The sequence below is a fragment of the Bacillus sp. GMa5/1 genome, from assembly GCF_050172015.1.
In the GTDB taxonomy this organism is placed as follows: Bacteria; Bacillota; Bacilli; order Bacillales; family Bacillaceae_G; genus Bacillus_A; species Bacillus_A cereus.
In genome coordinates this window covers 21,804-40,734 of record NZ_JBNLYC010000017.1, presented here as the reverse complement: position 1 = coordinate 40,734, position 18,931 = coordinate 21,804, and the positions used below count along the sequence as shown (strand labels likewise).

Genomic DNA, 18,931 nt, shown 5'->3' with positions numbered 1-18,931 from the left:
GAAAGGTGATTACTATGGAAGAAGTATTACACATAAAAAACGTCTCAAAAGTATATGAGGGGAAAGTCCCTCATACTGCTTTAAAAAATATAAATTTACACGTGGATAAAGGGGAATTCGTTGCCATTATGGGACCATCTGGTAGCGGAAAATCTACATTTTTAAACGTTATCTCTACAATCGATTCTCCGACTTCTGGTGATGTCGTAATTAACGGAAAAAAACCGCACACATTTCGTAGAGAGAAGTTAGCTATTTTCCGAAGACAAGAGTTAGGATTTGTTTTCCAAAACTTTAACCTACTAGATACACTAACAATCGGTGAAAATATCGTACTACCTTTAACATTAGATAATGTTCCATTAAAAGAAATGGATGAAAAGCTTGATAACATTTCAAAAAAGCTTGGAATTGATCATATTTTGGACAAGCGTATTTTTGAAGTTTCTGGGGGACAAGCACAGCGTACCGCAGTAGCACGTGCTGTTATTCATCACCCTTCTCTCTTACTAGCCGATGAACCGACAGGAAACTTAGATTCAAAAGCGGCAATTGACGTAATGGAGTTATTTACGAAATTAAATAAAGAAGAAGATGCAACGATTTTAATGGTTACGCACGATCCGTTTGCAGCAAGTTATTGTAACCGTGTTATTTTCATTAAAGATGGAGAGCTTTACAATGAACTACACCGCGGATTATATCGCGAGAAATTTTATCAAGAAATATTAGATGTTCTAGCGTTATTAGGAGGAAGACGTGGATGACATTTTGGCAATTCGCATTTAAAAATGTCTCACGTAATTCGAAAGCATATTTCGCCTACTTTGTAAGTAGTGCTTTTTCTATCATGGTTTTCTTTTCATTTACTGTATACGCGTATCATCCGCGCTTACAGAGTGTACAAAGCTTTCAAGAACGTGATCCTCTAATGAACTTAGCTAGTACAGCACAACTTGTGATCGTTATGTTCTCGTTCTTCTTTCTCTTATATTCAATTGGAACATTTTTAAATGTTCGGAAGCAGCAATTCGGGATACTCACTATTCTTGGTATCTCACAGAGACAATTAAAAAGATTGTTATTTACCGAAAACATGATAATTGGGATATTATCTATCTTTATCGGCATTCAAGGTGGACTTGTATTTTCTAACTTTTTCTTATTAGTCACTTCGAAATTAACAAGTGCGAAAGGTCTCTATTTATATTGGCCAACAGAAGCGATTATCGTTACAACCGTAACGTTTATCATTTTATTTTTAATCGTTTCTACATTTACACCAATGTTTATTCGTACTCGAAAGACAGCCCACCTCATTAAAGGGAACAAGAAAATGCCAGCTGAAAAAAGACCATCTATACTCATCTCTTTATTCGCTTTAATTTGTTTAGGGCTATGCTATTATATCGCTGGTTATCCGCGAGGCTACGTAACGGAAAAAAATGTGCAAAATGGATCTGTCTTTTTTATTATGTTATCTATTTTACCGCTCGTAATAGTCGGGACATATTTATTCTTTTCACAAACATTCCTTCTTTTCATCTATATTTTAAAGAAGCGCAGAAAGTTTTATTTGAAACAAATAAATATGTTATGGATTTCAGATTTAGTTTCTCGTACACGCAGTAATATTAATGTACTCTTTATTGTTTCTATGCTATCTGCACTTGCATTTACGATTATTATTGGATTATTCGCCGCTAATAACAATACGAAGGCATCAGTATTAGAGCGATATCCCGTTCCCTTCACGTATACATCAGAAGGTGACAATTCCCTTGAACAAAAGCATATTTCTACAATTGAAACGGAGCTTACAACTAATAATTTTCTTTACAAAAAATATAAGTTTACAGTATTAAAAGATACAGCTTCCAAAGAAGATATTATGCTTATGAAGATGAGTGATTATAACGCAATTGCTAAACAATTGAAAAGACCGGAAATAACAATTGATTCTACAGAAGTGTATATTATTTCTCGCCACTCACCAGAACTTCTCGATCTCGTATCTAATCCATTTGCAAAGCAAAATACGATTACACTTGGATCTAATAAAAAAGAATTTCATATTAAAGGGTTTATTAATAAGGGAATCGAACCATCATTTGCATTCCCTCATTTAGCTGTCGTACAAGATTATGTATTTGATAATATGATTCCTCATATTGAAACAACTGTAATCTATAACTATTTCGTAGAAAACTGGGAAAATGCAATCGTTCCAACAAAAAATATGTTACGTGTTATTAGTGGTGATGCACGTGAGTTCTACGAAAAGCATACTGAAGAGAACGCTCAAGTTCCTTTCTTCATACATACGGCTACGGATGAACTTATTTACGGTAAAGGAAATGCAGTTGCTCAATTTTTTATTTGGGCATTTCTCGGCTTTATTTTCTTTATCGGTGCGGCTAGTGTTCTATACTTCCGTATGTATAATGACTTAACAACTGAAAGACAAAAGTATATTACGATTACAAAGCTTGGCTTAACTGAATCAGAAATGTTTCGCTCTGCTACCATTCAATTAGGAATTTTATTTTTCGTTCCTTACATCGTTGCTGGTGTTCACACATTATTTGCGGTTAAGTTTTTACAAAGCATGTTTTCTTTCTCATTACTAAAAGAGACATGTATCGTACTCACCTTTTTCGGGATTATCGAGATTATTTTCTTCTTCTTAATCCGTTCTCTGTACATTAATAAATTATCACAGCATATAAAAATATGAATAAAATGGCCTTGTGCATATTGCACAAGGCCATTTTCAATAGTTTTTAATAATTAGCAGCAATATCCGCCGTAGCCACCATATCCGTAGCCGCCGTAACCGCCATAACCACAACCGCCGCCTCCGCCGAAGCAGCTAGCACCGATGATAATTAATAAAATAAACAATACGATTAGAAGCGCAAAACCGCCTCCGCAACCATGTCTGCGGTTACAATCATCATGTCTGTGTTCACACTTTTCGCTCATTACCCTATTCCTCCTTTAGTATCATTCATAACAAGTTCACCTTGCTCTAAATGAGGGGATTCCATTTATATTATGTTTTCAGGGCGAATAGGAAGCTTGGCTTACCTAAAAACGGGCTTGTTTCAGAAAATGAGCCTTATCAAGATGTAGGTATAAAACATTTGACATACTAATAATTTCTTACTAATATTTAATTGAACGATCAATCAATTTTTTGATTATACATTCAAATTATATAAATCAGGAGTTGAATAGCATGACTGATTCTTTTATTGCAGAGGCTAGGCGTGAACAAATTATTCTTGCATGTATTGATACATTAGAAGAGGTTGGATATAACAACTTGAGCTTAACGAAGGTGGCAAAAAAGGCTAAGATTAGTACCGGACTTATTTCTTATCATTTTAATGATAAGCTTTACCTTATGAACCGTACATTACAATTTTTAGTTGCCAAACAACATGAATTTATTAGTAATCGAGTACTATTAGCTCAATCTGAAATAAATAAACTAGAGGCTTTTATTGAAGCACACTTGGCTTATCAAGAAACTCATTACAAAAATAATATTGCCTTAATTGAGATTGTCTTTAATGCAAGAAATGAAGAGAACATTCCTTATTACAGAATCGAAGACGACGAAGAGGATGCTCTTAGAACGATGTTATTAGATATTTTGAAGACTGGACAACAAAATGGCGTGTTTTCTAACTCTTTTCAAACCGACACATTAGCTTCATTTATTTTAGGAGCAATCGAAGAAAGAATGTTGAAGGCAAATTCATCTATATCCATAGAAAATTACTCAGATGAGCTCATAAAAATGGTGAAAAAACTCACTATTTAAAACATGCCCTGGTTAAAAAATATATATAAGAAAGGATGAACTACACATGAAAAAGGCATCTGTCATTGGATTAGGTTTTTTAGAAAAGTTACTTGCTATAGTAAGTCCAATCCTTTTAGGCGTTATTGGATATTTTTCACCTAAATTAATAGAGATTATAAAAAAGATTCCTCTCTTTTCTGATTCAAAAATTATAGAACTTTTAAATTTTATTAATCCCTTCTGGCTTCCTATTATCCTCATGCTAATTGGTGTTATTGCAGGAATTTTATTTTCTTTAATTATTTATAGTGAAGCTTTAAAAATGAACATTACTTCGGAAAGCATTCACGTGAATAAGGACGATCAAAAGAAACAAATCACCAGATCAAATGTAAAAGCCGTTTTTGTAGATAAGCGTCAAGTGGTTATCATTGATCAAGAAGACCGAGAATGGTTACGTGAAACATCTGACATTACCTCAAGCAAAATTAAAGATACTTTCTTAATTCACGACTTCCCCTGGGTGGAACAAGATCCTTATAAACATGAGTATAGCTTATGGAAATTAGAGGATGCGCGATTTAATAAAAGCATAAATACTATTTTGTATGAAAGACGAAATGCCCTTCGAGAAGGAAACTCGAAAAAAAAGAAGCATTTACGCAAAGATTTGAATGAGCTAGGAGTCTTTGTCAAAGACGATGGAGAAAATCAGTATGTCCGTTCTATTAAATAATAGGACAATAGAAAAAAGATATAAAAAGCACCTTGCCCTGTATATTTGTAAGTAACTACGATTAAAAAATAGCAAAACCCACAGAGAAATTGAATTTCTCCTGTGGGTTTTATTAATTAAAATGGGCTTTTCTCCCTAAAGAAACATATTCAACAAAAGAGCAAAACCAAATGCAATAAATGATAACAATGTCTCGAGTACTGTCCACGTTTTAAATGTTTCCTTCACCGTCAAACCTAAATACTCTTTTACAAGCCAGAACCCTGCATCATTTACGTGAGAAAACATTAATGATCCTGCACCGGTTGCAATAACTAGCAACTCTAAATTCACACCAGACATGTGCTGAATAACTGGTGAAACAATCCCTGCTGCTGTCGTTAATGCTACTGTAGCTGAACCTGTTGCAATTCGAATTAAACCAGCTACCATGAAAGCTAATACAATTGGTGATAACGAAATATGTTCTGCCATTTGTGCAATAGCTGTTCCAACGCCGCTTTCAATTAATATTTGTTTAAATCCACCGCCTGCACCAATTATTAAAATAATAGAACCGACAGGCAATAAACTTTCATCTGTTAATTTTTTAATCATCTTTTTATTAATACCTTGTTTGATACCAAGTAAATAAAATGCTGCGAAACATGAAATAAGTAAGGCGATTACTGGACTCCCTATAAACACAAAAAATTCAGTCATTTTTTTCGGTAATGAAATATATGGTGCAACTACTGATAAAATCATCAATACAACTGGTAATAAAATAATAAAGAATGAAACTTTACGACTTGGCAAATCAGTTGATACTGTCGTAACTCGAACAAGCTCCGGTTCATTTTCAGGTATAACCCTCTTATGTACCCACTTTGCAAATATTGGGCCTGCGATAATGGCTGTTGGTAACGCGATAATTAATGAATATAAAAGTACCTTTCCTAAGTTCGCGTTATAAATACCGATTGCTGTCATCGCCCCTGGATGTGGTGGTACGAGCCCGTGAACAATAGATAATCCTGCAATGACAGGTAACGCAATTAATAATATATTTTGCTTCGTCGTTTTTCGAATTGAAATAACGAGTGGTAATAAAATGACAATCCCCACTTCAAAAAATACGGGAATCCCTATAACAAACCCTGCAAATAACATAGCCCAAGGTAATTTTTTTACGCCGAAAAATCGAATAAAGAAATCTGCAACTTGCATGCCTGCCCCTGAATCGGACATCATTTTCCCTAAAATTGTTCCAAGTGCTAAAATACCAACTAAATGCCCTAGTACACTACCAACACCAGTTTCATAGGCAGCCACTATTTTCGTTAAGTTCAGTCCAGACATAATAGCTAAAAATAAACTCGCAACTGTTAAACTAATAAATGCATGCCATTTCCACCATGATACCCCTAAAATAACAATTGTGATCGCAAGTAACGTGACGATTAATAAGTATATATCCATCTCTCATTCCCCTTACTTTTATCCCGATTGGTGTGAGCTAATAATTAGTGGATGATGCCCTCCTCCACTAATTAAAGTTTTACTTTATAAAAAAAGAGGGAACATCCCCTCTTTTTTATACGTCATAATTCACTACATAATGCTGCATCTCTGTATTGTAGTAGCCTTCGCTATATTCAATTACTTCGCCAACTTCATCGTAAGAATAACGCATACGTTTTAATAGCGCTGTCCCCTCTTTTTCACCTAGCGCTTCTGCAACGAAACTAGGCGCGAGTCCAACAGCGAATTCATCTCTGAAGTTTTCTAAGTGAATGCCTCGGTCTTCAACTAAATCATAAAGCGATTGCAAGTCAAAGTCCGATAAATCTGTACTTGCCATTCCTGCTGAGAAATAGTGCGTATAATGAATGTAAGGTGCATCATTTAACGTATATAAACGTTCAATACGAAAACTCTCCTTGCCGAATAATCGAAATGGCACCGTTCCTTCTTCATTATGAACGATTTCTGCTTTTAGCAATTTCTTTTGTACTTTATATCCTTCTTCCACTAACACTTCTGTAAATTTCTTACCTTTTGACAACTTTGTCGCAGAAGTATTACGGATAACTTTCGTTCCTTTACCGCTTTTCTTTTCTAAATATCCTTCTTGAGCGAGTTCTTTAATTGCATTACGCACTGTAATTTTGCTCACTTTGAACTCTTCTTCTAACTGCGGTTCAGAAGGAATATTCGTATGAATCGCATATACACCATGCAATATTCGATCACGAATAATATTTTTTATTTGTAAATATAATGGTCCTTTTTTCCTCGTTACGTTCACCGTTACACCCACTACCTTTCTACATCACCTACTGATGCCGTCATTGTCCGAAGTATATCCTTCTCTGATGACATGGGCGTATCACCGACGATTGTATGTGCAAGCATTCCAGCTGCTGACGCAAATGAAACAGCTTTCTCTGGTGCAAACTCTTCTATCTCGCCATGAATAATCCCGCTCGTATAAGCATCTCCAGCACCTATTCTATCATATACAGAAAACGTAAGTGTTTTTGCAAAAGTGAACGCACCATCTTTACATATAAACCCGCGTAGCGAGTGTGTATTATCACTATTAATAGAGCGATGTGTACCAGCGATTGTAGCGATATGATATGTTTCAGCAACCTTTGGAATAAGATCAACAAGTTGCGCCTCTCGCTCTGTCTCTTCTGTTTTCATTCCAAGAACGAACATTGCATCTTTTTCGTTCATCATAACGATATCAGCAAGTCCCAGCATTTCTTCATAATGCGGTTTTGCCTGTTCATATCCGTCTTCTCCCCAAAGTGATGGACGATAATTACAATCAAAAACGACGGTTCCTCCGTTTTCTTTAACTGCTCTCGCTAAAGACTTCATATGATGGCGCACCGTATCATTCATCGCAAGTGTAATACCGCAAAAATGAACGATATCAATTTCCTTAGCAATTTCTTCAAATTGGTACATCTCTTCAGACGCCGTATTGAAGCTACTTTCTAGTCGATTCGAATACGTAACGCGGCTTGCACGTGCACCGAATCCATTTTCTAAAAAATACATACCTACATATTTACCGCCTCTTGAAACAAGAGAAGTTTGAATCCCTAACTTTTGAATGTAAGATACAGCTGCCTCTCCAACCGAATTTTCCGGTAAAGTTGAAATAAGAAGCCCTTCATGCCCTAAGTGAGAAAGTGCCGCTGCAACGTTCACACCTGTACCTGAAAATGAGTAATTTAACGTGTTAGCTTGCGACAACAATTCATATCCAGGTACTTGCATGCGCATCATTACTTCGCCAAACGCTGCAATTTTCTTACGCATATTGATCAACTAGCTTCTTCACGACTGCTAATAATTCACGAACATCTTCTACTTTCGTGTTACCAGTTTCTTTATCAATAATAGAAGAGTACACGTGCGGGATAACTTGCTCTACGTTTGCTTCAAGCGCAATACGTACAATTGTTTCGAAGTTTTCTTTATCAATTCCGCCTGTTGGCTCTAATGCAAATCCTTCTTCTGCACAAGCCTTCGCAACTGCGCGATATTCTTCCTCATGAGCTAAACCTTTCATTGGAAAGTATTTCAATGAATTTCCGCCCATATCACGTACAAGTGCAATTGCTGTTTTAATTGGAACGATTGCTTTTTCTTCTCCAGCTGCGCTAATTGGACCAGTAGAAATATTTACGTAACCCACTTTTCCTGTTGGGGATACTAAACTATTAATCCAGCTATCTTTTTCACCAAGATTTGCACGTGTCGCTCCAACTGAAGGGAACACTTGGTTAATATGGCTGCCAGGATAATGCTTCGCAATCTCAGCTACAACTGCCGCTTGGCGATTATCTCCTGCTCCTAGTCCGATTGATACAGCGTCATCAATTTCTTTTCCGTATGCTTTCATCGCTGTAACTGCTTCTTCTACTGTTGGGTAGTCTTTTGATAATACCCCCACTACTACATACCCTTCTGCTGCTTCAAAAATATCTTTCGCATTTCGGGTATTGTTCGCTAATACATTTAATGCTACGCGGCCTTTATAAAAACGTTTTTGAATATTTGTCATTTTAGTTTCCCCCTACAATTCCTCTCAATTTTTCTTCAATTACATGTATGTCATCACCTTGAAGTGGACGTGGATCAATATCAAAGAATCCTTGTCTTACTCCGTAATCACGTGTATAGATTGCGATTTCCCCTTCGCGTAATGCTGTCACAACGTCTTTTGCCGATTTATTTAACTCTTTTTCGCTAATATGAATACGTGCTCTAAAGATTGCTCTTCCAGCTTCATCTTGAACGATCGTTACATTTACACCTTTTAATTCTTTTAGCGGCATAAGTACTTGTAGCAATTCTTTTTCTTGCTCACTTTTATCTTCTTTTACGCCGTACTCATCAAGCGCTTGAAGTAAGCCGAAAGTTGTTTCTTTCCCAACTTTCATACTTCTTCCGATGCAATGTAATTGCACTTTCAGCCATTCGATATATTTTCGTTTACCGCCAACAATACCAGAAGTAGGTCCTTCAATTGCCTTTGAACCACTATAAATGGCAAGGTCTGAATACTTCACATATTTTTGAATGTCTTCTTCAGCTGCCGCATCAACGATAAGTGGTACGTTATTTCGCTGCGCTACTTCCCATGCTTCTTCAACAGAAATCATATTTTTTTGCACTGCATGATGTGATTTCACATACAGAATCGCTGCTGTATTTTCACCAATTGCATCTTCAATATGCTCTGCTTTCCCTTCATTTGCGTAACCCACTTCAACAAGCTTACCGCCGCCTAAATAAATCATCGTTTCAACTGGAGCACCGTATTGAACGTTATGACCTTTTAACATAATTACTTCGTTTTTCGCGATTACTTCTTGATGAAGTCTTTCACTTTTACGGCGATTTCCTTCCGTCACGATACCAGCGATAGAAAGCGCAATGCCACTCGATGCTGAGTTCACAACGACCGCTGCCTCTGAATCTAGAATTCTCGCAATATGGTCTCCCGCTTTATCTACTAAATCAGCAATTTCCACATAATTTTGTCCACCATGTTTCATCGCATCCATAACTGTATCTGTAGGAGCGGATACACCTAAAATACTCATTCTACCGCTCGCATTAATTACTCTTTTTAATCCGTACTTAGCATTCAATGAATGACCCATTGATTACAACCCCTTTCGTATCAATCCTTCTTTCAGCAATGCGCTGATCCCCTTCTGAATCAATTAACGTAACCTTCTCATCTTTCACTGTAAATAAAGTTAAGTTTGCAATATCTCCTTCTTGAATACGGCCAAGCTCTGGTTTTTTCAGCCACTCTGCTGCATTTTTCGTAACCGCGTCAATTACTTCTTCTAGCGGATAACCTAAGTAAAGGAATTTCGAAAGAACGTGAGCCATACTATACACGGGACCGTGTATACGATTCTTCCGGTAAATATCTGTACTAATCGTATTAAAGATGATATCGTGACGCTTCGCAGCCTCTGCTACTTTAAAAGAAAAACTAGCATTGCCGTGACCAACATCTAAATGAACACCGCGCTTCACTGCATCTAGTAATACAGGTAGCGGTTTGCCTTCTTCATCAAATAAATTATTTTCTTTCCCGTTTAAGTAATGTGTAATCACATCATCTTTTTCTAAAAGAGGTACAACTTCCTCTATGCGAGGAGGCGCTGAACCGATATGTACCATAATCGGTAATGATGTTTCACGAGATAAAGAGCGTGCAACATGCAGCGGTTCAATTCCACTATCACAAACGACACTTTTACTCATTCTCGCCTTTAACCCAACGATTACATCTTTATACTTTTCTACTGCTTCTATTACTTTCTCTTTATCGATCCATTCCATATTGGATAATTCATCGATTCGTTTCAAACCGATGCGAGAAATATTTAAAAAGGCAAATAAATTCGTTTTTGCCTGCTCTCTACTTTTTACTAAATCTGCAATGCGATCAGCTCCGCAGCTACCCGCATCAACAATTGTCGTTACCCCTTGCTTAACGCCAATTTCATCCACCTCATCGCCATACGGATCAAACTCTGGAAAAGCGTGAACGTGCAAATCAATCCAACCACTCGATACGTAAGTACCAGAGTAATCAAGAACCTTTCCACCCTCGCCAGCACCAGCTTTCGTCACCTGTACGATTTTGTTATTTTCAATTACAATGTCAATCTCTTCCCCGTTCACACGTTTCACATTACGTAGTACGAATCGTTCTGTCATTGTATTTCCACCCTTTTCTATAAGAAGCCATAAGAATACGCTTACATTTAAGTTTCATTTTTTATATCTCTTTCACACGTTTAGCGTAACACAAAAAAAGTTAGAAGTAAATATAACGTTATAATGTTTGAAAGTGAATAAAAAGATGCTCCTCCAAAATGGTAGTAGTATAGGAAATTATATCAACGATTTTTTGAATATATCTATCATAACTTACAATATATCAACGATTTTTCAATTATATCTATCATAACTTACAATATATCAACGATTCGACAAGGAATATCGATTTACCGACAAGAAACGTCAATTCCTTTCTTATATAAAAAAAGGCTGTCCCAAATGGCACAGCCTTTTTCTCTATTCCTGAACCGTCACAATAACCCCATCCATATTATTCCCCGAAATTTCATACTGCTTGCTTGCTGGAACGTTCACTTTCATATTCTCAGAAACTTTATAATAAGAAACAGTATATTTCTTACCTTCTACTTCAGTTGAAATCTCTTTTTCCTCTTTTAAGAAATCTAAATATTCCTCTAGTGTGAAATTCTTTTTTTGCATAATCGCGCTATGAGGTAGGCCGACATAACGGATATGCCATGGCTCATATTGAATTCCAGTAATGTTACTTTTATTTTTCGGATAACGTAGTACAAAGCCATGCTTCCATACGTTCTCTTCAATCCATTTTCCTTCAGGCGCTTTCTCCATTTTCTTTTGCGTTGATCCAACGTCTAGTGATAATCCTAAATTATGTTCACTATATCCTGCTGGAAGCGCGTAATCAGATCCCATTTCTTTATATAATTTACTTTGTTCTTTAAAATCTCGATACCCACTGCTCATTAAGAAATGCTGTACGCCATCTTTTCCAGCCGCATCGACAACGTTCAAAAACTTTTTTACAACATACTTTGATAAACGAAGATTTCTATCAAATATTACGTAGCCTCTTACTAATTCACTATTATGATTTACATTTATAATATCAGACCTAATACTATCTTTTTTTACTGGATAATCCCTATTAACTAATAATAAATCACCCTTATAAATTTGTTCCTTCGTAATCTCTTTCCTCTCGGTATTTGCCGCCTTTACTAGCTCATCTTTTCCGACAATTTTAACATCGATTTCCTTTTGAAATAACGGTGATATATAAAAGCCTACACATACTGTGCATGCTATAAAAAAAGAAATAAATACCCACTTTTTCATTTCTAGTTCCTCCTTAACGTAACTTACGTATAGAATAGAAAAAACTATTAAAATAAAAAGTGGGGTAAAGTTTAAATTTTTATTAAATTGTTAAGTTCTCGTCTTTTGGCAATCGCACTTCAAACATTGTTCTAACTACATTACTTTCAGCAGAAATTGTACCGTTATGCTGCTCAACAATATTTTTCGCAATAAACAGTCCAAGGCCTGTCCCGCCACGGTTCTCAGTTCTCGATTTATCACCTGTATAAAACATATCAAAAAGATACGGTAAATCTTCTTCTGGAATGCTGTCTCCATAATTCATAACTTGTACGACAACTTCTCCATTATCGATATACCCATTCAGATCAACAAATTGCCCATCATATCCGTATCGAACGGCATTTGTTAACAAGTTTTCAAATACTCTAGCTAACAATTTTCCATCACCGTTAATTGGCAAATGAGGATCAATATTCAACCTAGCTTGTAAATGATGTTTCTCTAATAAAGGATACAATTCCTCATCTAACTGTATAAGTAGTTCACTTATATCAATCGGCTTTTTATCCAGCTTTAGCATGCCATAATTCATACGTGTAATTTCAAATAACTCATCAATTAAACTTTCGAGCCTTTGCGATTTCGTATATGCAATTGTGGAGAAATGTTTAATTTGTTCTTTTGTTAAATTCTCATCTTTAAGAATTAAATCTAAATACCCTAACACGGATGTTAATGGAGTTCTTAAATCATGAGCTAAGTTTACAACGAGCTGATCTTTACTACTTTCAGCAAAGTCTCCTCTTTCCACCGCTTCTTTTAACTTTTCACTCGCAACATTTATTTCACGTGCGATATCTCCAAACTCATCGTTTGATGAAACTTGAACTTTATTCGTAAAGTTACCGTTCGCAAGATGATGAATCCCGTTAGAAATCTCACTAAAATACTTTAAATACGGTTTTGTCAAAAAGAAGAAAAAGATAATAGATAACGGAATAAAGAAAATTAAAAAGAAGTTAATGTCTCCAACTTCCCTTACCACTGACCTAAATTGCGCTAAAGGCTCTTCGTAGCGAACCATCGTTTTATAATACAGCTGTAATCCTTTATAAATTATATAAGTTACAGTTGCTGCAAGCACCATACTTAACGCAAATAAGGCAATCATTTTAAATCGAAAACTTTTCATCATATTAGCCATTGAAAGTATAACCTACTCCCCACACTGTTTTTATTAATTTATCCTTTCTTTTATCTTCCCCAAGCTTTTTCCGCAACGTACGAATATGTACCATAACTGTATTTCCGCCTTCATAATAATCATCTGCCCATACTTGCTGAAAAATATTTTCCACATTATACACTTTCTTCGGATGGCTCGCTAATAAATATAAAATATCAAACTCTTTCGGTGTTAACTCAATTTGCTCTCCATAGACGTTCACTGTTCTTCGCTCAGGATCAATAATAACTCCGCCTATCTCTAAAGCAGATTTATTCTCCGCTACTTTCGGCTGATTTAATGTAAGAAACCTACGTAATTGTGCATTTACACGCGCAACTAATTCAATCGGTGTAAAAGGTTTCGTCATATAATCATCTGCGCCTAATACAAGACCTGTCACCTTATCAAAGTCCGAAGTTTTCGCACTTAAGAAAATGATTGGCATATGGTGCTTCGCGCGAATTTGACGCGTCACTTCATACCCATCCATTTTCGGCATCATAATATCTAAAACCACTAAGTCGATTGGCTGCGTTTCAATAATATGAACAGCCTCTTCCCCGTCTGCTGCCTTCACGACGTGGTACCCTTCTTTTTCTAAATGTATCTCAATTAAATCAGCAATTTCTGCCTCATCATCCACTATTAAAATTGAAATGCGCTTCATTTTACTCCCCCTTCTATACGCTCGATTGTAAACTAGTCTATCCAATTTGTACAATACGAAAAGGTTACCCGTTAGAGTAACCTTTGTAAATAAAATTATATCAGCGATTTTCCAAATATATCGACCATAACTTGAATTATATCGGCGATTTCTCAATTATATCGACCGTAACTCGCATTATATCAGCGATTATTGAAATATATCGACTTACCGACAATTAACAACGAAATTCGCCCGCTACTTTAAAGACTCAAGTTACCGCTCCAAAACAATTCGCTGTTTCGTGATCTCCGCCAACCTTCCGCGGTCTACTTCATACTCAGCTTCAACACTTTGCGGCACCATAACTTTTCCGCCCTTAAGCATCACTTCCGGCGAAATAATATCCTGCTCCCAATGTCTGCTAGAAGCAGATATATCGCCTGGAATCGTAAAGTTCGGCAATGAGGCAAGCGCAACATTTTGTGCTCTTGAAATCCCCATCTCCACCATACCGCCACACCAAACGGGGATATTATGCTTCATACAATAATCATGGATTTGAATCGACTCCGTTAATCCGCCCACTCGCCCTGGTTTAATATTTACGATGCGGCAACTTCCAAGCGTAGTCGCAACGCGCGCGTCTTCTAAACTATGGATACTTTCGTCTAAGCAAATTGGCGTTTCGATTTTCTTTTGCAGCTGTGCATGATCAAGAAAATCGTAATCCGCTAACGGTTGTTCAATCATCATCAATTGAAATTCATCTAATCGTTTCAATTTCTCCGTATCCGCTAACGTGTACGCTGAGTTCGCATCAGCCATTAACGGGATGTGCGGGAATTCTTTACGAATCTCTTTCAATAATTCGTAGTCATGCTCTGGCTTTATTTTCACTTTAAAACGCTCGTACCCTTCTTCTGCGTACTTTTCGATTTGTTTTAACATAACCGGAATTGTATTGATACCAATTACAACACCGACCTCAATTTCAGGTCTAGTCCCGCCTAGTAATGTCGCTAATGACTTCTTTTGTCGCTTCGCATATAAATCCCAAACAGCTCCTTCTATTCCTGCCTTTGCCATTCGGTTTCTTTTTATATGTTGAAATAGACCCGGTACCTCATTCGGATGAGAAATTTCAGCCTTTAATAAATCAGGTAATAAAAAATCTTGCAGTACATGCAATGCTGTCTTCACTGTTTCTTCCGTATACCACGGTTCAGAGAAGGCGACGACTTCGCCAAATCCAATGTATCCGTCCGTATCCTCTAATTTAATAACGATGCTCTCACGCTTCTCATACGTTCCGTAGCTTGCAGCAAACGGGATTACGAGTGGCATTTCTGTTATATGAAGTGTCGCTTTTTTTATTTCCACCTACATCTGCTACTAAAAATATAGACAAATGTATATTCTTAGAGTATTCCTGCTTCTACGTGCCCTGCCTCGCTAATCACTTGCTACTACAGTTTGCTGTGACACTCCACAGGCGTAAATTCCGATGTAGCCCACCGTACATATATACAATCTATTTACGTTAGTATTGTATATTTTTTTGCTTGTAAAAGGTTGATAGATGCATTTAAATCTCTATCCATTACATTTCCACAATCACATGTATATACTCGGTCAGACAGCTTTAAATCCGACTTTTTTTGACCGCAACATGAACATATTTTAGAAGATGGATAGAATCTGTCCACTTGCCGTAGTTCAATTCCATATTCCCTACATTTCGTTGATAACCATGTTTTAAAAGCATAAAAACATTGTTGCGCTACAGCTTTAGATAGATGTTTGTTCTTCATCATACCTTTCACATTCAAATCTTCTACTGTAATAAACATTGGCTTGGTTTTCACCACATCATTTACAATAGACTTTACATACGCTAATCGAATATTTGCTAGCCTAGCATGTAGCTGTTGCACCCTAAGAATATTTTTGTTTATATTCGCTCTTTTATTAGTAACAGGTTGTTCACCTCTCTTTCTTATATTTTCAAATTTGCGTGATAAAGAGCGTTGTTCACGTTTTAACCGTTTTTCTATCTTTTTTACTTGTACTGTTTTATTTATATTTTTGTGAGTTTTTCCATCGCTACGTACAGCGAAGTCTTTAATTCCCAAATCAATTCCTATACCTACTGCATTGAGAATTGAATTTGGTTTTACCTCTTTCACTTCACAGAGTATAGACACATAGTATCTTCCTGCTCTTTGATATACTGTACCACTTTTTACAGTTGTATTTTTTGAAATATATCCATACTCTTTTAACCTTATCCAACCAATTGTAGGGACTTTTACTCTATGTCTTTCTACTGTCCAATCTGTTTTGTTGTTTTTCGGAAAGTAGCACTTCACATCTTGCTTCTTCTTTTTTTATATCGTGGAAACTTAGATAAACCTTTAAAAAATCGCTTAAAAGCTTTATCTCCATTCATAATCGCTTGTTTTACCGCTTTGCTCGACACTTCTTTAATCCACTGGTCACACTCTTTTGTATGAATGTTGTTTAACCATTTAGAAAAGTCATAGCCACTAAGAAATTTCCCATCCGACTCATATGCCTCTTTATTTTTAGAGATATACAGGTTATATACATATCGACACACCCCAATAGTTTGACGGATTTTACTAACTTGTTCAGTTGTCGGTTTGATTTCTATTAAATATGCTCTTTTCATAAATCTTCATCCTCCGACATTTTCTTTTTGTATTTTCTCAACCCATATATTCTACCGCTAAATACATGAATGATAGATATTAAATCCTGCACAAGTTCTTCTTGAGGAGATAGTTTTTCATTGTTAACAATCATAATTTCCACTCCCATTTTACGAAGAAACTTTTCAAACCACTCATATCCAAAACGTACAAATCTATCTTTGTGTGCAATGATGATAGTCGAAATATTTCTTTCCATACAACTGTCAATCAGGTTATTCCACTGTTTTCTTTTGTAGTTTAATCCGCTACCAATATCTTTGATAACTTCATCTACAATCATCCCTCGTGCATTTGCGAATGTTTTTAAAAACTCAACCTGATTTTCTAAATCATCTTTCTGACCTGGATTTGATACTCTTGTGTAAATAACTACTTTGCCTACTTTATTTTCTTCTTGAATACCCATATATTCCTTATACTGTTCTTCTGTATAGTATCATCTTCCTTTTTGGTTTCGGTAAGCAGTTAAAACACCTTGATTGTCCCACCTTTGCAATGTCTTAACAGAGACATTAAGCATTTCTGAAAATTCTTTTGGTTTATATTGTTTCATAATTACTTTTTATTATATATGCCTACTTTTGTCTATGTTTTTGTTTACTGTTTCTTTCTCCTCCACTAATTCTCTTAACTCTCGTCTTAACAATTTTTTCGAAGCGTTACGTGGTAATTCCTCTAAGAAACATGCTTTCTTCGGCACTTTATATTTCGCTAATTTCTCCTCGCAAAAGTGAAGAATTTCTTCTTCTGTTACCGCCCCGCTTTTCACAACAAAAGCAGCGGGTACTTGTCCCCATTTATCATCAGTCATACCTACAACACCAGCTTCCGCTATCGCTGGATGGGACAGCAACACTTCTTCAATTTGAGCCGGATATATATTCTCTCCGCCAGAAATAATTAAATCACTGCGGCGATCTAATACGTATAAAAATCCTTCTTCATCTAAATAACCTAGGTCACCAGTATGAAGCCATCCGTTTTGAATAGTCTCACGCGTCGCATCTTCACGGTTAAAGTAACCACCTGTTACGTTCGGTCCTTTTACTACGATTTCACCTTCCGCATGTGGCGGCACTACTACGCCGTCTTTTTCAATACGAAGTTGGCACTGAAATAGTGGCTTTCCAGCTGATCCTACTTTCGTTAACATGTAATCTGCGGACAACGTACAAATTTGCGAAGACGTTTCTGTCATACCGTACGTTTGATACACAGGAATTCCTTTATCTACACATGTTTCGAGTAACGGTTTTGGCGCTGGTCCTCCACCAAGTAACATACATCGTAAAGAAGAAGGATATGTTTCTTCTCCAAGTCTCTCTAATAAATCAGTTAACATTTTTGATACGACTGAAATAATCGTTACGCCTCTCGTTTGAAGTGCTGTATGAATAAAATCAGCATCATATTTCGGAACGAGTAAAATGCGCATGCCGTACATAATATTTTTCATTAGAAGAGATAACCCGCCAACATGGAACATCGGCATACACGCTAACCAGCAATCATCATCACGAAGTCCTAAATTAAGCGAAGAGCCAACCGCGCTGGCCCAGTGATTTCCATATGTTAAAATAACGCCTTTCGGTTTCCCTGTCGTCCCTGACGTATAAATAATCGTCATCGCTTCTTCTAAAGAGAATTCTTCTTGTATAGAGGCTTCCTCTTTTGGTCCATTCATCACTTCGGCGAATGAATAGACAGGAACATCTTTAGCATCAAATTCTTGATCGGTCACTAAACAAATAACTTCAGCATCATCCATTTGCCAAAGTAGCTCTTCTCTTGAAAGACGCGTATTTAAAAGCACAGCTACTGCCCCTACGTACGATAGGGCGTGAATAACTGTAATCATCTCCATACCATTTTTCATCAGAACAGCCACCTTTTGTCCTCGCTTCACTCCTACATGCGTGAGGTGTTCACAAACAGATACTACCTTTTCATGCAGCTGCATAAAAGTAACTTTCTCTTCCTCTATTTCAATTGCAGTACGATCTGGTGTTAAAAATGCACGTTGCTTTAACCAATTTGGCATCGTCTCCATCATACATTCTCCTTTCATGAAAGAAAGAGACTTGATGTGACATCAAGTCTCTTAGTTGTTTTGTTTCCGGTTTGATCTCATCTAGCTACAGCGGCTAGAACAGTCGGTCGTTTCACGCCTTCCTACGAGGCAAAAAGCGCCTCTACGTCAGGAGTTCCAACGCCCTCTTGTTCTAAGCGAGCCGCTTCCGCTTTTGGTTTCATCTAGCTGCGCCTCCTAGCCCCTTCCGTCTAAGAACCTTCCGCACGAGAAAGTAAAAAAACA

Annotated in this window: 16 protein-coding genes and 2 pseudogenes; 4 read left to right on the top strand and 14 right to left on the bottom strand. The window is 36.7% G+C overall.

Going from position 1 to position 18,931, the window contains the following annotated elements; translation table 11 throughout:
* Window positions 1-14: 14 nt before the first annotated feature.
* On the top strand, window positions 15-767 hold the full coding sequence (locus ACQGSG_RS06975; protein WP_000393250.1) for an ABC transporter ATP-binding protein: 753 nt from the start codon (window positions 15-17) through the stop codon (window positions 765-767).
* Window positions 764-2,737, top strand: a complete 1,974-nt coding sequence (locus ACQGSG_RS06970; RefSeq protein WP_000144954.1) for an FtsX-like permease family protein — start codon at window positions 764-766, stop codon at window positions 2,735-2,737. The genes ACQGSG_RS06975 and ACQGSG_RS06970 overlap by 4 nt, the downstream gene beginning before the upstream one ends.
* A gap of 53 nt (window positions 2,738-2,790) precedes the next feature.
* Here ACQGSG_RS06970 and ACQGSG_RS06965 read toward each other — a convergent pair whose 3' ends face one another.
* Window positions 2,791-2,985 carry a YjcZ family sporulation protein gene (locus ACQGSG_RS06965; RefSeq protein WP_001290395.1) on the bottom strand — a complete coding sequence of 65 codons (195 nt, stop codon included), beginning with the start codon at window positions 2,983-2,985 and terminating at the stop codon, window positions 2,791-2,793.
* A gap of 256 nt (window positions 2,986-3,241) precedes the next feature.
* Here ACQGSG_RS06965 and ACQGSG_RS06960 point away from each other — a divergent pair, with 256 nt between their 5' ends.
* Together ACQGSG_RS06960 and ACQGSG_RS06955 are read left to right on the top strand one after the other, a co-directional pair.
* Window positions 3,242-3,832 (top strand): TetR/AcrR family transcriptional regulator, encoded by a 591-nt coding sequence (locus ACQGSG_RS06960; protein WP_000132246.1) that lies wholly within the window; start codon window positions 3,242-3,244, stop codon window positions 3,830-3,832.
* Window positions 3,833-3,878: 46 nt separating this feature from the next.
* Window positions 3,879-4,550 carry a YqeB family protein gene (locus ACQGSG_RS06955; RefSeq protein WP_325842439.1) on the top strand — a complete coding sequence of 224 codons (672 nt, stop codon included), beginning with the start codon at window positions 3,879-3,881 and terminating at the stop codon, window positions 4,548-4,550.
* A gap of 135 nt (window positions 4,551-4,685) precedes the next feature.
* On the opposite strand, the gene gntP is transcribed toward ACQGSG_RS06955, so the two are convergent.
* From gntP to ACQGSG_RS06890, 13 genes and pseudogenes are all read right to left on the bottom strand, one after another.
* Entirely contained in the window at window positions 4,686-6,011 is a 1,326-nt protein-coding gene (gntP, locus tag ACQGSG_RS06950) for a gluconate permease GntP (protein WP_065229482.1), read from the bottom strand.
* A 115-nt stretch (window positions 6,012-6,126) separates the two neighbouring features.
* On the bottom strand, window positions 6,127-6,852 hold the full coding sequence (locus ACQGSG_RS06945; protein WP_000539261.1) for a GntR family transcriptional regulator: 726 nt from the start codon (window positions 6,850-6,852) through the stop codon (window positions 6,127-6,129).
* On the bottom strand, window positions 6,852-7,868 hold the full coding sequence (locus tag ACQGSG_RS06940; RefSeq protein ID WP_098877345.1) for a sugar kinase: 1,017 nt from the start codon (window positions 7,866-7,868) through the stop codon (window positions 6,852-6,854). The genes ACQGSG_RS06945 and ACQGSG_RS06940 overlap by 1 nt, the downstream gene beginning before the upstream one ends.
* Window positions 7,861-8,616: a 2-dehydro-3-deoxy-phosphogluconate aldolase gene (dagF, locus tag ACQGSG_RS06935; RefSeq protein ID WP_000181937.1), complete on the bottom strand. Its 756-nt coding sequence runs from the start codon at window positions 8,614-8,616 to the stop codon at window positions 7,861-7,863. The genes ACQGSG_RS06940 and dagF overlap by 8 nt, the downstream gene beginning before the upstream one ends.
* 1 nt (window position 8,617) lies before the next feature.
* Window positions 8,618-9,721 (bottom strand): DgaE family pyridoxal phosphate-dependent ammonia lyase, encoded by a 1,104-nt coding sequence (locus tag ACQGSG_RS06930; RefSeq protein ID WP_098877346.1) that lies wholly within the window; start codon window positions 9,719-9,721, stop codon window positions 8,618-8,620.
* Window positions 9,699-10,799, bottom strand: coding sequence for an amidohydrolase/deacetylase family metallohydrolase (locus tag ACQGSG_RS06925; protein WP_050964616.1), 1,101 nt, complete (start codon window positions 10,797-10,799; stop codon window positions 9,699-9,701). The genes ACQGSG_RS06930 and ACQGSG_RS06925 overlap by 23 nt, the downstream gene beginning before the upstream one ends.
* A 360-nt stretch (window positions 10,800-11,159) precedes the next feature.
* Window positions 11,160-12,020, bottom strand: coding sequence for a M15 family metallopeptidase (locus ACQGSG_RS06920; RefSeq protein WP_098604793.1), 861 nt, complete (start codon window positions 12,018-12,020; stop codon window positions 11,160-11,162).
* An 82-nt stretch (window positions 12,021-12,102) separates the two neighbouring features.
* On the bottom strand, window positions 12,103-13,209 hold the full coding sequence (locus ACQGSG_RS06915; protein ID WP_000002610.1) for a HAMP domain-containing sensor histidine kinase: 1,107 nt from the start codon (window positions 13,207-13,209) through the stop codon (window positions 12,103-12,105).
* Window positions 13,202-13,900: a response regulator transcription factor gene (locus ACQGSG_RS06910; RefSeq protein WP_000822516.1), complete on the bottom strand. Its 699-nt coding sequence runs from the start codon at window positions 13,898-13,900 to the stop codon at window positions 13,202-13,204. The genes ACQGSG_RS06915 and ACQGSG_RS06910 overlap by 8 nt, the downstream gene beginning before the upstream one ends.
* Before the next feature lie 255 nt (window positions 13,901-14,155).
* Window positions 14,156-15,262, bottom strand: a complete 1,107-nt coding sequence (gene menC / locus ACQGSG_RS06905; RefSeq protein ID WP_098604794.1) for an o-succinylbenzoate synthase — start codon at window positions 15,260-15,262, stop codon at window positions 14,156-14,158.
* A gap of 155 nt (window positions 15,263-15,417) precedes the next feature.
* Window positions 15,418-16,574, bottom strand: a pseudogene (locus ACQGSG_RS06900) (RNA-guided endonuclease InsQ/TnpB family protein).
* A pseudogene (locus tag ACQGSG_RS06895) lies at window positions 16,571-17,170 on the bottom strand (IS607 family transposase). Before ACQGSG_RS06895 ends, ACQGSG_RS06900 begins: the two co-directional pseudogenes overlap by 4 nt.
* Window positions 17,171-17,182: 12 nt before the next feature.
* Entirely contained in the window at window positions 17,183-18,667 is a 1,485-nt protein-coding gene (locus tag ACQGSG_RS06890; RefSeq protein ID WP_176520658.1) for an o-succinylbenzoate--CoA ligase, read from the bottom strand.
* Between the last annotated feature and the right edge of the window lie 264 nt (window positions 18,668-18,931).

Coding starts and splice junctions, on each gene's coding strand:
- ACQGSG_RS06975 (WP_000393250.1), top strand. CDS start 15: ATGGAAGAAGTATTACACATAAAAAACGTCTCAAAAGTATATGAGGGG.
- ACQGSG_RS06970 (WP_000144954.1), top strand. CDS start 764: ATGACATTTTGGCAATTCGCATTTAAAAATGTCTCACGTAATTCGAAA.
- ACQGSG_RS06965 (WP_001290395.1), bottom strand. CDS start 2,985: ATGAGCGAAAAGTGTGAACACAGACATGATGATTGTAACCGCAGACAT.
- ACQGSG_RS06960 (WP_000132246.1), top strand. CDS start 3,242: ATGACTGATTCTTTTATTGCAGAGGCTAGGCGTGAACAAATTATTCTT.
- ACQGSG_RS06955 (WP_325842439.1), top strand. CDS start 3,879: ATGAAAAAGGCATCTGTCATTGGATTAGGTTTTTTAGAAAAGTTACTT.
- gntP (WP_065229482.1), bottom strand. CDS start 6,011: ATGGATATATACTTATTAATCGTCACGTTACTTGCGATCACAATTGTT.
- ACQGSG_RS06940 (WP_098877345.1), bottom strand. CDS start 7,868: ATGCGTAAGAAAATTGCAGCGTTTGGCGAAGTAATGATGCGCATGCAA.
- dagF (WP_000181937.1), bottom strand. CDS start 8,616: ATGACAAATATTCAAAAACGTTTTTATAAAGGCCGCGTAGCATTAAAT.
- ACQGSG_RS06930 (WP_098877346.1), bottom strand. CDS start 9,721: ATGGGTCATTCATTGAATGCTAAGTACGGATTAAAAAGAGTAATTAAT.
- ACQGSG_RS06925 (WP_050964616.1), bottom strand. CDS start 10,799: ATGACAGAACGATTCGTACTACGTAATGTGAAACGTGTGAACGGGGAA.
- ACQGSG_RS06920 (WP_098604793.1), bottom strand. CDS start 12,020: ATGAAAAAGTGGGTATTTATTTCTTTTTTTATAGCATGCACAGTATGT.
- ACQGSG_RS06915 (WP_000002610.1), bottom strand. CDS start 13,209: ATGGCTAATATGATGAAAAGTTTTCGATTTAAAATGATTGCCTTATTT.
- ACQGSG_RS06910 (WP_000822516.1), bottom strand. CDS start 13,900: ATGAAGCGCATTTCAATTTTAATAGTGGATGATGAGGCAGAAATTGCT.
- ACQGSG_RS06890 (WP_176520658.1), bottom strand. CDS start 18,667: ATGGAGACGATGCCAAATTGGTTAAAGCAACGTGCATTTTTAACACCA.